This window comes from Streptomyces sp. NPDC005925, assembly GCF_040638805.1.
Taxonomy (GTDB): Bacteria; Actinomycetota; Actinomycetes; order Streptomycetales; family Streptomycetaceae; genus Streptomyces.
Map to the genome: position 1 here is coordinate 303,108 of NZ_JBEXVL010000004.1, position 13,611 is coordinate 316,718.

Annotated in this window: 10 protein-coding genes and 1 tRNA gene; 5 read left to right on the top strand and 6 right to left on the bottom strand. The window is 71.2% G+C overall.

Annotated features, from left to right (window positions below; genetic code table 11):
- Nucleotides 1-208: 208 nt before the first annotated feature.
- Both ABZ354_RS08240 and ABZ354_RS08245 read right to left on the bottom strand, forming a co-directional pair.
- A complete protein-coding gene (locus ABZ354_RS08240) occupies nucleotides 209-2,737 on the bottom strand; it encodes an FtsX-like permease family protein (protein WP_358654214.1) in 2,529 nt (842 codons plus the stop codon).
- Between the two features lie 56 nt (nucleotides 2,738-2,793).
- A complete protein-coding gene (locus ABZ354_RS08245; protein ID WP_358654216.1) occupies nucleotides 2,794-3,567 on the bottom strand; it encodes an ABC transporter ATP-binding protein in 774 nt (257 codons plus the stop codon).
- 456 nt (nucleotides 3,568-4,023) lie between these two features.
- Between ABZ354_RS08245 and ABZ354_RS08250 the strand changes: the two genes are divergently transcribed.
- A tRNA-Leu gene (locus ABZ354_RS08250) sits at nucleotides 4,024-4,110 on the top strand.
- 427 nt (nucleotides 4,111-4,537) lie between these two features.
- Nucleotides 4,538-5,308 carry a hypothetical protein gene (locus ABZ354_RS08255; protein WP_358654218.1) on the top strand — a complete coding sequence of 257 codons (771 nt, stop codon included), beginning with the start codon at nucleotides 4,538-4,540 and terminating at the stop codon, nucleotides 5,306-5,308.
- 101 nt (nucleotides 5,309-5,409) lie between these two features.
- Here ABZ354_RS08255 and ABZ354_RS08260 read toward each other — a convergent pair whose 3' ends face one another.
- Together ABZ354_RS08260 and ABZ354_RS08265 are read right to left on the bottom strand one after the other, a co-directional pair.
- Entirely contained in the window at nucleotides 5,410-6,552 is a 1,143-nt protein-coding gene (locus ABZ354_RS08260; protein ID WP_358654220.1) for a glycoside hydrolase family 3 N-terminal domain-containing protein, read from the bottom strand.
- Nucleotides 6,553-6,770: 218 nt separating this feature from the next.
- Nucleotides 6,771-7,562: a GH25 family lysozyme gene (locus ABZ354_RS08265; protein ID WP_358654355.1), complete on the bottom strand. Its 792-nt coding sequence runs from the start codon at nucleotides 7,560-7,562 to the stop codon at nucleotides 6,771-6,773.
- A gap of 1,556 nt (nucleotides 7,563-9,118) precedes the next feature.
- Between ABZ354_RS08265 and ABZ354_RS08270 the strand changes: the two genes are divergently transcribed.
- Together ABZ354_RS08270 and ABZ354_RS08275 are read left to right on the top strand one after the other, a co-directional pair.
- On the top strand, nucleotides 9,119-10,363 hold the full coding sequence (locus ABZ354_RS08270) for an N-acetylmuramoyl-L-alanine amidase (RefSeq protein ID WP_358654222.1): 1,245 nt from the start codon (nucleotides 9,119-9,121) through the stop codon (nucleotides 10,361-10,363).
- A 382-nt stretch (nucleotides 10,364-10,745) separates the two neighbouring features.
- A complete protein-coding gene (locus ABZ354_RS08275) occupies nucleotides 10,746-11,636 on the top strand; it encodes a Bax inhibitor-1/YccA family protein (protein WP_358654224.1) in 891 nt (296 codons plus the stop codon).
- A gap of 292 nt (nucleotides 11,637-11,928) precedes the next feature.
- Here the strand turns inward: ABZ354_RS08275 and ABZ354_RS08280 are convergent, their stop codons facing one another.
- On the bottom strand, nucleotides 11,929-12,159 hold the full coding sequence (locus ABZ354_RS08280; protein WP_358654226.1) for a DUF4287 domain-containing protein: 231 nt from the start codon (nucleotides 12,157-12,159) through the stop codon (nucleotides 11,929-11,931).
- Nucleotides 12,160-12,261: 102 nt separating this feature from the next.
- Here ABZ354_RS08280 and ABZ354_RS08285 point away from each other — a divergent pair, with 102 nt between their 5' ends.
- A complete protein-coding gene (locus ABZ354_RS08285; RefSeq protein ID WP_358654228.1) occupies nucleotides 12,262-12,573 on the top strand; it encodes a hypothetical protein in 312 nt (103 codons plus the stop codon).
- A 148-nt stretch (nucleotides 12,574-12,721) separates the two neighbouring features.
- Here ABZ354_RS08285 and ABZ354_RS08290 read toward each other — a convergent pair whose 3' ends face one another.
- The gene (locus ABZ354_RS08290; RefSeq protein WP_358654357.1) at nucleotides 12,722-13,501 is read right to left on the bottom strand and encodes a hypothetical protein; all 780 of its coding nucleotides are present in this window, start codon (nucleotides 13,499-13,501) and stop codon (nucleotides 12,722-12,724) included.
- Nucleotides 13,502-13,611: the final 110 nt, after the last annotated feature.

The window sequence follows — 13,611 nt, forward strand, 5'->3', positions numbered from 1 at the left end:
ACACCTGGAACCGAAACTCCTGGGACTGAAACTCCTGGGACTGAAACTCCTGGGACTGAAACTCCTGGGACTGAACCCACCTGGAACCGGACCCGTCGGGAGCTGAACCCGTCGGGAAGGGGACCGGTCGGGGAGGGACCCAGCCGGGAACCGAACGCACCGGGCCCCGTCCTCCGTGGACGGGGCCCGGCGCGCTGCAGGTGGCCGCCTACTCCGCCTTGATCGCCTCCAGCGTGTTCAGGCGGGCCGCCCGCCGCGCCGGCCACAGCGCGGCCAGCACACCCACCGTCCCCGCCAGCAGCAGGAAGAGCGCCATCCGCCCCCAGGGCAGGACCAGTTCGTACGTCGCCATCGACGTGCCGAGCAGCTCACCGGCCGCCCAGCCGAAGAACACCCCGAGGCCGATGCCCAGCACCCCGCCGAAGAGGGAGATCACCAGCGATTCCAGGCGGACCATCCGCTTGATGCCCCGGCGGTCCAGGCCGATGGCGCGCAGCATGCCGATCTCCTGGGAGCGCTCGAACACCGACATCGCGAGGGTGTTGATGACGCCGAGGACCGCGACGATCACGGCCATCGCGAGGAGTCCGTAGACCATGTTCAGCATCAGCGTGAACAGCTGAGCGATCTGGTCGGAGATGTCCTCCTTGTCCTGGACGGCGATCGCCGGGTTGTCACCAAGAGCCTTCTCCAGCCGGTCCTTCACGGCGCCGGACGCGCCCTCGGACGTCTTCACCATGACCCGCATGTCGGCCGGGTGGCTCTGGTGCGGGGTGAGGGTCCCGGCGTCGAGCATGATGCCGCTGATCATGTCGTTGCCGACGTAGACCCCGGCGACCGTCAGGCGCTGCTTCTTGCCGTCCTCGTAGGAGACGGTGAAGGCCGAGCCCGTCTTCCAGTGGTGCGACGCCGCCGTGTCCTCGTCCACGACGACCCGGCTGCCGCCCACCTCGAAGGTGCCGGTGCGCACCTCCAGGTCGGTCAGCCTGCCGATGGTGGCGCCGTCGACGCCGGTCAGGTGCTCGGTCTCACCGTCGATGCGGGACGGCGCGTTGCGCATCGGGCTGGTGGCGGTGACGCCGTCCGTCTTCCGCAGCTTCTCCTCGACGTCCGGGGAGAGGTTGTAGCCGTTGTTCATGGACACCACGTAGTCGGCCCGGATCGACGCCGACGCCATCTTGTCGATGGCCTTCTGCAGGCTGCCCGCCATCACGGTCATGCCGGTGATGAGCGTCAGGCCGATCATCAGCGCGGAGGCCGTGGCGGCCGTACGGCGCGGGTTGCGCACCGAGTTCTGCCGGGCGAGCTTGCCGGAGATGCCGAACACGCGCAGCACGGGCGCGGCGGCGGCGATCAGCGGCCGGGACAGCAGCGGCGTCAGGATGAACACGCCGATGATCAGCAGGACCGCGCCGATCCCCATCGGGGCCTGCCCGTCCGAGCCGCTCATCGTGGTCGCCGCAAGGACGACCGCGATGCCCGCCGCGGAGAACAACGCGCCCAGCGTGTTGCGCAGCACCAGCGACTTGGCCGTCGCCTTCGCGTGCACGCTGCTCATCGCGGCCACCGGCGGGATCTTCGCCGCACGCCGGCCGGGCAGCCACGCGGCGAGCATCGTGACGAGGACACCGACCGCGAGGGCGGCGCCGACCGTGCCCGGGGAGACGATCAGCGGCCCGTCGGGCACGGTCCCGCCGAACGAGCCCATCAGGGACCGCAGTCCGGCGCCGATACCGATGCCGGCGAGCAGCCCGGTCACGGCGGCGACCGTGCCCACCACGAACGCCTCGACGAGCACCGACCGCGTGACCTGCCTGCGCGACGCGCCGACCGCACGCAGCAGCGCCAGCTCCCGGGTGCGCTGGGCGACCAGCATGGTGAAGGTGTTCGCGATGATGAACGTACCGACGAACAGCGCGATGCCCGCGAACACCAGAAGGCCCTGCTTCATCCCGCTCATCGAGGAGGCGATCATCTCGGCCTGCTCGTCGGCGAGCCGCTCGCCCGTGGTGGTCTCAGTGACGTCCTTCGGCAGGGCGCGGTCCAGCTCGGCCTTCAGCGCGGCCTGCGTGACGCCCGGCTTCGCCCCGACGGCGATCTCGTCGTACGTCCCCGGCTTGCCCAGCAGCTTCTGCGCGGTCGCCGTGTCGAACAGGGCGAGGCTGCCGCCGGCCGCCACGTTGCCGTCGTCGGTGGTGAAGATGCCGACGATCGTCGGCTTCAGCACGGGTCCGTCCACCGACAGCCGTACGGTGTCGCCGACCTCGTACCCGGCCCGCTCGGCGGTCTCGGCGTCCACCAGGATCTCGCCCGGGCCCTTCGGGGCGTGCCCGCCGACCAGCGGGTACCGCGGGTCCTTCGTACCCCAGTAGTTGCCGCCCTGGGACTGGAAGCCGTTGCCGATCAGCTCGCCGTCCTTGTCGGCCATGGCGGTGAAGCCGCTGACGACGCCGACGGCGGAGGCGGCGCCCGGCACCCGGGCGCTGCGCTCCAGCAGCGCCTGCGTCAGCTCGGGCTCCTTGCCGACCCGGTCGCCCTCGGCGTCCTGGTAGTCGGGCCGGACGGCGACGTCGACGTGGTCGAAGCCCTTGGCGGAACTCTTCTGGTACGCCTCGGCGATGGTGTTGGTGAAGACCAGCGTCCCCGACACGAACGCCACGCCGAGCATGACGGCGAGCACGGTCATCAGGAGCCGGGCCTTGTGCGCGAGTACGTTGCGCAGGGCGGTACGGAACATGGGGTTCTTCCCAGTCGGAGGGGCGGTCGGGGTGCGGCTCGGGTTCGGCCGGGTGTTCAGCTGGTGCGGCCCCGGGCGTCGAACGCCTTCATGCGGTCGAGCACCGAGTCGGCCGTCGGCCCGTTCATCTCGTCGACGATCCGGCCGTCCGCGAGGAAGACCACCCGGTCCGCGTAGGCCGCCGCCACCGGATCGTGGGTCACCATCACGACCGTCTGCCCCAGCTCCCGCACCGAGTTGCGCAGGAAGCCCAGCACCTCCGCGCCGGAGCGCGAGTCGAGGTTGCCGGTCGGTTCGTCCCCGAAGATGATCTCGGGGCGGGCGGCCAGTGCCCGCGCGACGGCGACCCGCTGCTGCTGCCCGCCGGACAGCTGCGAGGGCCGGTGACCGAGCCGGTCGGCGAGGCCGATCATGCGGATCACGTCGTCCAGCCACTGCTGGTCCGGCTTGCGGCCCGCGATGTCCATGGGGAGCGTGATGTTCTCCAGGGCGGTCAGCGTGGGCAGCAGGTTGAACGCCTGGAAGATGAAGCCGATCTTGTCCCGGCGCAACTTCGTGAGCTGCTTGTCCTTCAGGGTGCCCAGCTCGGTCTCACCGATGCGCACCGAACCGGAGGAGAAGGTGTCGAGTCCGGCCACGCAGTGCATGAGCGTGGACTTTCCCGAACCCGAGGGGCCCATGATCGCGGTGAACTCGGCCTGCCGGAAGTCGACGGAGACCCGGTCCAGCGCGACCACCTGGGTCTCGCCCTGTCCGTAGATCTTCGACAGTTCCGTGGCGCGTGCGGCCACGGTGGTGGACCGGTCGGCGACGGGTGCGGTGGTGGTCACGGGAAGACCCTCCTGTGGGACGGGGATGAGGACGGCGACGAGCACACGGACGGTCCGGCGGGACGCGGACGGTCCCGGGAGGCCGTCGGGACGGTGACCCGACACTCATCCATGGTCCTACTCGTGAGGCGCCGTGTAGTCAGCCGCTGCTCCCGTTCCGGGGGGCGACCTGGGGCGGAGCACGCGCGGTCGTGTCATACCTGGGGATGACGGACGCCCCTGAGTACAGGGCGGGTTGAGAACCGGTGGAGCCACCTCGTTCGGACGGTGAAATTACGTCATTCCCCATGCGCATCCGCACGTCACACGTAAGGCTATTGGCAAGTGCGGATGGCCTGCCCCGGTGTCTGATGCACCCTCAGACATCAATAAAATCAGACAACATCGGGTCCGGGCGGCAGTTGTGGAAGGGGGGCGCCCCGATACGCTCGGATTATCTTGCGGAGCCCATGGCCTGCCCGGATGGTGGAATGCAGACACGGCGAGCTTAAACCTCGCTGCCCCTTCGCGGGCGTGCCGGTTCAAGTCCGGCTCCGGGCACCACCGCTAGTAGCGCACCACCTCCAGTAGAGCTCCTGAGCGGTGGAGTCTGGACATGGCGCTGTCCCGTTCAGGTCTTGGAGGCGCAGCGGCGGCACGGATCGTCCGGCGCTCTCCCTGACTCGTGTAATGGCCCGCAAGAATCGGATGGTGCCGACCATGGCCGCCCGGCCGGAGAGCGGGGTGGGCCGTCCCTTCGCGACGCCCTCGGAGCACGTGCGAGAGGGCCGTCCAGGTCGGTGCGGGTTTGCGCCGTACCGGTGAGCCGGGGGGATCGCGGAGTCGACAGGTCCGCTGTACCTTCCTCTGGCGACATCGTGATTCCGGCTGCTTGTCTGAGCCAACACCACGCCACGGAAGGCGAATTTCTCGACGCCACCTACCAGGGAGAGACGTGAAACGTCATCTGCTGCACGGTCTGTTTGCGCCCTTGCTCCTCGTGTTGGGCATGGTGACCGGTGTGGTCGGTCAAGCTCATGCCCAGGTCGTCGCCGACGGCGACGGCGACGGACTTGACGACTCGTTGGAGGACACCGTCGCCACACAGTTCTTTCCGTGGGTCTGGTTCGACAGCGGCGAGGACTCCGGCTGCGCCGATCCGGCGTCGAGCGGCAACCCGGGCACCGCACTCGCCCGTGTCAGACCCCACCCGGCCGACCCGGGCAAGATCGCGATCCTGTACACGGTCCTGTACCGCCAGGACTGCGGTGACTGGTTCGGCGGCGGGCACTCCGGCGACGTCGAACCGTTCTCCCTGACGCTCACCCCTCAGGCCGACTGCCCGACCGGCTACGCCGCCTTCGCATTGAAGACGATCGCCCACGAGGGCACCGCCTTCGAGCACGTCGACGAACGCCTGCTGGGCAACGACTGCAACTGGGGCCGGGCCGCCGGCGGCTCACCCCAGGTCGCGAGGATCTACTCCGCGGAGAACAAGCACGGCAACTACGCCTCCCTCAGCACCTGCGAATCGGGTGCGGCGGGCAACGACCACTGCTCGGAGAGCTACACCCTCCCGTACACGGTCCACAACGTGGGCGAGGACGGGGCGCGTCGCCTCGACGAACTGTCCGCCTACCAGTTCCCCGGCGAGTACGCCTGGTCCGCGGTGCCGTTCAGCGGGAGCCTCGACCGCGGCAGCGATGCCGGCATGGTGCGTGACAAGCTCGTCAGCGACGGTCTGCTGGCCAGGGCCGGCTGAGACCCTTCGGTCCGTGTGGGGCCCCGTCGTGTGACGGGGCCCCTACCCTTCGCCGAGCCCCGGGGGACGCGCTGACCGCGTCCCCCGCCGTGCGGTGGACGTCAGGCCAGGCTGCTGCGGAGGGCGCCGACCCGCTGCGCACCCGCGTCGAAGGCGGCCCCGTCGAGCGTGCCGGCTGCCAGGGCGTCGCGCAGCGCGTTCACGGCGCTGCTGCCCTGGCTGACGTCGCGGGCCGAGCACAGCAGCAGGTCCATGCCGGCCGCCGCGGCCTTCACCGCGCGCTGCGACGTGGTGCCGAAGTTGCTGAGCGCCCCGGCCTCCAGGGCGTCGGTGATCGTCACGCCCTTGAAGCCGAGCCGGTTGCGCAGCTCGCCGACGACGGTGGGGGACAGGCCGGCGGGCCGGCTGGCGTCGAGGGCCGGGTAGATCGCCCAGGAGAGCATGACGAGCTTCACCCCGGCGGTGATCGCCGCCTGGTACGGCACCTCGTCGACGCTGCGCAGGGTGGTCGCGGACGTGGTGAGGGTGACCGCCCTCAGGTCGGTGTTCTGGCTCGACGTGGCGGGGCCCAGGCCCGGGAAGTGCTTCGCGGTGGCGGCCACTCCGGCGTTCTGCTGGGCGGTGATGAACTTCGAGCCGCAGGTGCTGACAGCGCTCGCGCTCTTGCTGTACGACCGCTCGTACTGGTCGCAGAAGTCACCGGCCGTGCGGTACACGTCGAGCACCGGCGCCAGGTTGACGTTCATGCCCACGCCCGCGAGGTTCCAGCCCGCGCCGGTGCCGGTGTAGGTCGCCTGTCCCGCCGGGTCGGACGAGGCGCCGACGTCCTTGGCGGACATCACGGGCTCACCGGGCAGCCGGCGCACCATGCCGCCCTCCTGGTCCGTCATCAGGAGCAGCGGGGACTTGACGGGGGAGGACGCGTTCGCCTCGTTCAGCTGCCGGACGACGCCCTCGATCTGGGTCAGGTTCTGGATGTTCTCGCCGAAGAAGATGACCCCGGCCGCGCGGCCCCCTCGGATCGCGTCCAGCAGCGCGGTCGGGGGCGTGAGCCCCGGGTAGGAGTAGATGACGCGCTGCCCGGCGCGCTGCTCCGGGGTCAGGGCGGCCAACGGAAGGCCGGCCGATTCGGGTTGCCGGACGGCCGCTGCCGAGTTGTTCGCCAGTCCGAGGCCACCTGCCAGGGCCGCCGTTCCGGCGAGCAGCGCGCCGCGCCTGCTGAGGGGTTGCCTTGCTGTGCCCATGACTCTCTCCTTCTGCGGACTGCCGGTTCACCCGACCCGAGCCGGTACGGGGTGGTCGTCGCCGGGGCGGGGGCCGCCCGGACGAGGCAAGCGCTCGACGGCCGCCCGTGCGCTCCGGCCGCCCCCGGGCGGCCGGAGCGCGACCGGACCGGAGTCCCCCGGCGGGGCGGACACGTGCCCGCCCCGCCGGGGGAACCGTCACCGGGCGCTCAGGCCGCTCAGGTGTTGTTCGCCAGGGCGAGCAGACGCGAGCGGTCGCCGTTGAAGCGGTCGCGGTCGACGTTCCCCGAGATGCCGCTCACCGATCCCGTGGAGGTGTACTGCCAGATGGTCCAGTACGGGAAGCCGCTCGGGATGCTCGGGCTGGCGGCGGAGGTCCAGTGGGCGACCCACAGCGGGCTCTTGGCGGACATGCCGCTCCAGCCGCCGGTGCAGGAGTTCCACCAGCTCGGGCTGGTGTAGATGACCATGTCGCGGCCGGTGCGGGCCTTGTACGTGTTGTAGAAGTCGAGGATCCACGACTGCATCGACGCCTGCGACTTGCCGTAGCACGTGCCCTCGATGTCCAGCACGCCGGGCAGCGTCAGGTTGTCGCGGGACCAGGCACCGCCGTTGCTGGCGAACCAGTTCGCCTGCGCGGCACCGCTGGAGGCGTCGGGCCGCGCGAAGTGGTACGCGCCCCGGATCACGCCGGCGTTGTACGCGTTGAGGTAGTTCGTGTTGAAGGTCGGGTCCTTGTACGAGGTGCCCTCGGTCGCCTTGATCCAGGCGAACTCGATGCCCGCGTTGCGGGCCGCGCTCCAGTTGATCGAGCCCTGGTAGTGGGAGACGTCGACACCCATGGGGTTCGCCATCAGGTCCACGCCCGGCGCGTCCTCGAGGTGCATCTGCCGCGTGTCCGGCTTGAAGCCCTTGCCGTCCTGGAGGTAGCCGACACCCATGTAGCCCTGGCCCATCGGTACGGCGCTGCCGGAGGGCAGCGGCGTCGCGGAGGCGGTGCCCGCCATCATGCTGAAGATCAGTGCCGCGCTCGCGCCGACGACACCGGCCACGGTAATTCTTCGCTGTACCGACTTTGCCGAAGAAGTGGAGAACAAGGCTTCCTCCTGGTGCTCGATGGGTGAGATGCAGGGGTGGTCAGTGGTGCCTCGGTGCGGCACCTCCGCCCGCGTCCGGGGTGAGCCGGTCGCGACGATCGGGCGGGCCCGGGCAGTACGGCCGGCCGGCGCCGGTGGACAGCCCCGAGCGCACCGGAGACCGGTTGTCCGGTCTCCTGCGGCCGTCCGGCGGACGGTCCGCGGCTCGCTGCGGGCCGATGCGGCGCGGCCGTGGCTGCGCCTGGACGGCACACGCGGTGCGCGGAGTTCCGCCGTGCCGGGCAGACGGCGCAGGACGCTGCGGTCTGCGCCGGATCGCGTTCGAGGGCCCGGGGCGAACCGGACGTGAGTCGGGGCACCGAGCCTCCTTGACGCATCTGCGAGCGCGGGACACGAGGGCGGGACCCTCGTGGCGCGCACGGCCGAATGGACGAAGTCCGTGAGCGGGCGGGCGGTACGGGCGGAGCGGCGGTGCGTCCTCGTCGAGGGGACGCGCAGACACGTTTCTCACGTCATCTACGCGCATCACTTGTCGAGGACACGTCATGGTGCTCCTGGAGTGCGTGCGCCGTAAAGGGGGTCTCCGGCGGATTAGTGGTCTAGACCACTTTGCACCTCGGTGACCTGGGGGAACGGAGCGGCGGTTAACGAATTTTTATGGATGTCGAAAGCAATCCGCCGCGCGTTCCGGCCCGCTGGAGCCCCGCGCTCCGGGCGCGTCACCCCCGGACGTGGGATGTGCCCCGGTTGGGTGCGCGCCGGCCCGCGGGCTGTGAAGCCCCCGGTCTCCCGTCGCCGTGCCGTCCGTCCGCGTCGGCGGTGCGGCGTCCGGCGGGGCCGGGAGAGGAACCATGACGCTGGCGCCACCGGCGCGGCACCCGGTCCGCCGCCAAGCCCCTCGGTGGAAGGCCGGTGCGGGCGCCGCGACTGCGCGTGGGGGGCCTGCTGTCCGAGGGCGCCGACGTCCACGAGGGTGGCCTGCGACCGGCCATGACGGGCCGTCCGGACCGGCCGTGCGGCGTCCCGGGCGGGCGGGGCGGCGTGGTCCGGGCGCCGGCCTCACATCGCCCTGACGGCCGTGCGCGAGGCCGACGGCCACGTGCCGAGACGTGACGGCGGCGCGGTCGGCAAGGGCAAGTGCCGCCCCCTGCGACGTCTTTCGCTGCGGGCTCAATGTCTTGTACCTGACAGGTTCACCCCGCACCATGGCCGGTGACCACGCTTCCGGGAGCGCCTCGACCCGTGCTCCGGCATGCCCGTGGTCCGGCAGGTCGTGTCCTGTGGCGCACGCCGACCGGCCGTACCCCCCCACACGCGCCGAGAGCGGAGACGGTCCGATGACCTGGAAGGTGTGGAGGCGCTCACGAGGCGTACTCCTCGGTACGGCGGTCGCTTTGTCCCTGACCACGGCTGTACAGACCGCCGCGGCGGCCCCCGCCCCGGACGGCCCACGCGGCTCCGGTGCGCACGTGCTGAACACCGCGTTCGCCGACGCCGCGACGGAGTTCGGCGTCCCCCGCGACCTGCTGGTCGCGGTCGGCTACGGCGAGACCCATCTGGACGGCCACCGGGGCAGGCCCAGCCACGCGAACGGCTACGGCGTGATGCACCTGGTGAGCAACCCGGAGACGCACACGCTGGAACGTGCCGCGAAGCTCACCGGCGAATCCGTCGCCGAGCTCAAGCGAGAGACCCCGGCCAACATCCGCGGCGGCGCCGCCGTGCTCCGCGCCTTCGCCGACGACCTCGGGCTGAGCGCCGCCGAGCGCGACGACACGGACGAGTGGTACCGCGCGGTGGCACGCTACGGCGCCGCGGAGAGCGACCAGGCGGCCCGGCTGTACGCCGACGCCGTCTACGGCTTCCTCGCCGACGGCGTCCGCACCTTCACCACGGGCGGCGAACAGGTGCGCGTCGCACCGCGCAAGGTGTCCCCCGAGCGGGGCCGCTACGCCGAGGTGTCCCGCCTGCCGGGCATCCAGAGCACCGACTACCCGCCGGCCCGCTGGGTCCCGGCCAGCACCAGCAACTACGCCGCGGGCCGTTCCTCCGCGATCACCCACGTCGTGGTGCACGTCACCCAGGGCTCCTACGCCGGGACGGTCAGCTGGTTCCAGAACCCGTCCGCCCAAGTCAGCGCCCACTACGTCGTCCGCTCCTCGGACGGCGAGGTCACGCAGATGGTGCGCGACGCCGACACGGCGTGGCACGCGCGCTCCGGGAACGCGTACGCCGTCGGCATCGAGCACGAGGGTTACGTCGACGATCCGTCCTGGTTCACCGACGCCATGTACCGCTCCTCGGCAGCGCTCACCGCGCACCTCGCCGACCACTACGGCATCCCCAAGGACCGGGCCCACATCGTCGGTCACAGCGAGGTGCCGGGCAACGACCACACCGACCCCGGCCCGAACTGGGACTGGAACTACTACATGTCGCTGGTGGGCGGCAGCGCCGGCGGCATCGGCACGCCGTTCCCCACCTGGGGCTCCGGTGTGAACATCCGCGCGGCGGCGTCCAGCAGCTCCGCCTCCGTGGGCAGCCTGTCCGGTCCGACCACGGTGCGCGTCGAGTGCCAGGTGCGCGGCGAGATGGTCAACTACGACGGCTACAGCAACGACGCCTGGTCGTACCTGCCGGCGTACGGCGGCTACATCTCCAACGTCTTCATCGACGTCTCCGACTCCTGGTTGCCGAACGTCCCCACCTGCTGATCCCCAGCTCCGGCCGAGGGCCGCGGTTCCCGACGGGAGCCGCGGCCCTCGGCGCGTCGCCCCCCGCCGGCACGGCGCCGGACCGTCCAGCGGCGCCCGGCGCGGTGTCCGCCGGGAGCGGCCCGCCCCGGCAGTCCCGGTACGCGCGCACGAGGCACTCACGCACGTCGACGGGCCGGTGTTCTCCCCGACCGCGTGCGATGTCGCGCGGATGCTCCGAGTCGGTCATGACCGCGCCCCCGCGGGTGTCGGGAATCCCGGAGCCGCGTAGCGTGTTGCGCAGCACCACGAGGGAAAGATCCTCCCCAAGCACTAGGGTCAATCCTTTGCCTACCTATTACCCTGAAGCCAAGGCCACGCCGTGTGGCCATGGAGGAGTGCAATGAGGAGCAGAAACCCGGTCTTCTCGCGACGGGGGTTCAGCCGCGACAACGGCTACGCGGGCTTCAACACCGCGCCGCAGGCCGGGGGACCCGCTGTCGCCACACAGGGCAACCCGTACGCCCAGCAGACCGCCAACCCGTACGCGCAGAACCCGTACGCACAGCAGGCACCGTACGGCGCGCCGCCGCAGGCCCCGGTCACCACCGACCGCATGACGATGGACGACGTCGTCATGCGCACGGCGACCACGCTGGGCGTGCTCGTCGTCACGGCCGCGCTCTCCTGGGCGCTGCTGCCGGTCGACGACGCCAACATCAGCCGCAGCTACGGCATCGGCATCGGCGCCGCGCTGATCGGCATGGTCCTGGCGTTCGTCCAGTCCTTCAAGCGCAAGGCGTCCCCGGCGCTGATCCTGACGTACGCCGCGTTCGAGGGTGTCTTCCTCGGCGTGATCTCCAGCATCGTCGACAACCGCATCGCGAGCGGTGCGGCCATGCAGGCGGTGATCGGCACGATGGCGGTCTTCGCCGGTGTGCTGATCGCCTACAAGGCCGGCTGGATCCGCGTCAACCGCCGCTTCTACGGCTTCGTGATGGCGGCGGCGCTCGGCTTCATCCTGCTGATGTCCGTGAACCTGCTGTTCGCGGTGTTCGGCGGCGGTGACGGACTCGGCTTCCGCAGCGGCGCCCTGGGCGTCATGTTCGGCGTCATCGGCATCATCCTCGGTGCGTGCTTCCTCGCCCTGGACTTCAAGCAGGTCGAGGACGGTCTGGCCTACGGCGCCCCGCGCGACGAGGCGTGGCTCGCGGCCTTCGGCCTCACACTGACGCTCGTGTGGATCTACCTCGAGTTCCTGCGGCTCATCTCGATCCTCAGCAGCAGCGACTGACACGGCACCGCTCGCGGCTCGCCGCGGGTGCGCGAAAGGGCCCCGGATTCCTCCGGGGCCCTTCGTCGTCTCGTCACGTCGGGTGCGGGATCGTGTGCGCGCCTGGCTAGGGCCTGTCGTGTGGATCACCCCGGCGTCGCGGGGTCCGGCACGCACCTCTGCCGCGTTGTCGTCGGTGGCCGACGCTCCGCGTCGACGCCCTCCTCCGCCTTGCAGCCGCACGCACCAGACCCCGCTCGGGTCGGCTGCGAAGCACCGCGTCTTACAGCCGGCCTGATCCGAACGACAGACCCTAGAGCAGTTTGCGCGCCGCCCTCCTCAGGTCGTACTCGTGGATGATCGCCTTCGCGTGGCCGTACGCGAGGTTGTGTTCCGCGCGGAGCCAGCTGACCTTCTCCTCGAAACGGAGGAGGGCGGGGCCTTCCTCGACGGCGCGGAGCCAGTCGGAGATCTCACGACCGGTGCAGTGGGGGATGCGGGCGAGCAGATTGCGGTGGGTCTCCTCGGAGAGGACATGGGACATCGGCGCCTCCGGACGTATGGGATGTAAGCCGGTCCTTCAGGTCACCGTGCCTGAGCGTTCGCCCGTTGGCAACAGTGCCTCGGGGGCGCGTACGCTCGCGCCGTGGTTGATACGACGCCTCTGACCCGTGCCGTGGATCACTTCGCCGACCGCCTGCGCGCCGCGCCGCAGAGCCGGCTGCAGCGGGGGGCCGCCGCCGAGGCGGTCGCGCTCGCCCGGGAGTTGGCCCGGCGGGCGCAGATCCGGGAGTCCCCCGACGCCGAGCCGAGGGAGATGCCGGACGCGGGGATGTTCGCCGCCGCCGACCAAATCACCGTCGCGGGCCACGACTTGGCCGTGGTGCTGACGACCGACGGGGACGTCGAGGAGGCGGTGCGGCTGGTGGGCGAGGCCCAGCAGCGCGCGGGCGTGTGAGCGCCGGGGGCGGCCGGGGGCGGCGGGGACGACAGGGCCGCCTGGGCCGACCGTATCGCTGGACTTCCGGGGCCGCCGGGGCGTACGGGGTCGGCCGAGGCGCCGGGGGCGCTGGCGCGTGCGAGTCGCCGGGGGCGCCGGGGTGGGGCTACAGCGACGCGATGACCCGGTCGGCCAGGATGTAGACGTTCTCCTCGCCGCACGCGAAGGTCAGCGTGTACGCCCCCGAAATCCCGGAGCCGCCGAGCAGGAACGGGGTGTCGCCCGCGCGCAGGGCGGCGGCCAGCCGGTCCGCGGTCTCGCGGTGGCCCGGCGTCATGCACAGGGTCGTGCCGTCGGCGAAGACGTAGACGTCCAGGGTGCCCAGCGGGCCCGGGCGGACGTCGGTCAGCTCGATCTGGGACGTGGCCAGGTCCTCCAGCGTGGCGACCGTGCGCTCGTGGTCGTTCACGACGGGGGAGGGGGCGGACGGGACGAAGTCCGGGTGCGAGGGGTGCCGGCGGCGGGCCGCGGCCAGCTCCGCGGACTCCCCGGGGGACTCGTCGGTGTCGCCGCCCGGCTCGGACACCGGCTCCAGCGGCTCCACGCTCGCGTAGTCCGCCTGCCGGGGCAGGAACAGCTCACTGTCGGGCAGACCCAGCAGCGTCGGCGCGTCGGCGGCGTCGCGGGCCTCCTGAGCGGCCCAGAAGGCACGGGCTTCGGCCAGCTCGCGCTCGCGTTCCTCGGCCAGCGCCTCCGCCACGGCCGCACGTATCTCATTCGTCTCGACGGATGAGCGGGCGGCGGGCACGGCCGCGTGGACGCCGGGGCTCCCGGCCAGCTCGGTGTGCAGGGCCCTGACCTGCCGGCGCAGCACCACCAGGGTGCGCAGGGCGGCGACGCCCACGGCGCCCGTGGCGGCAGTGGTGATCAGCAGGGCGATCGGCATGGCGCTCACTGACGTACTCCCGGTTCAAAGTCGACCCCCGACTTCCTACATCAGCTTGAAGGGCGGACTAACCCCCTGGCAGTGCGTAACGTCCCGAAAGGGGCAGGACT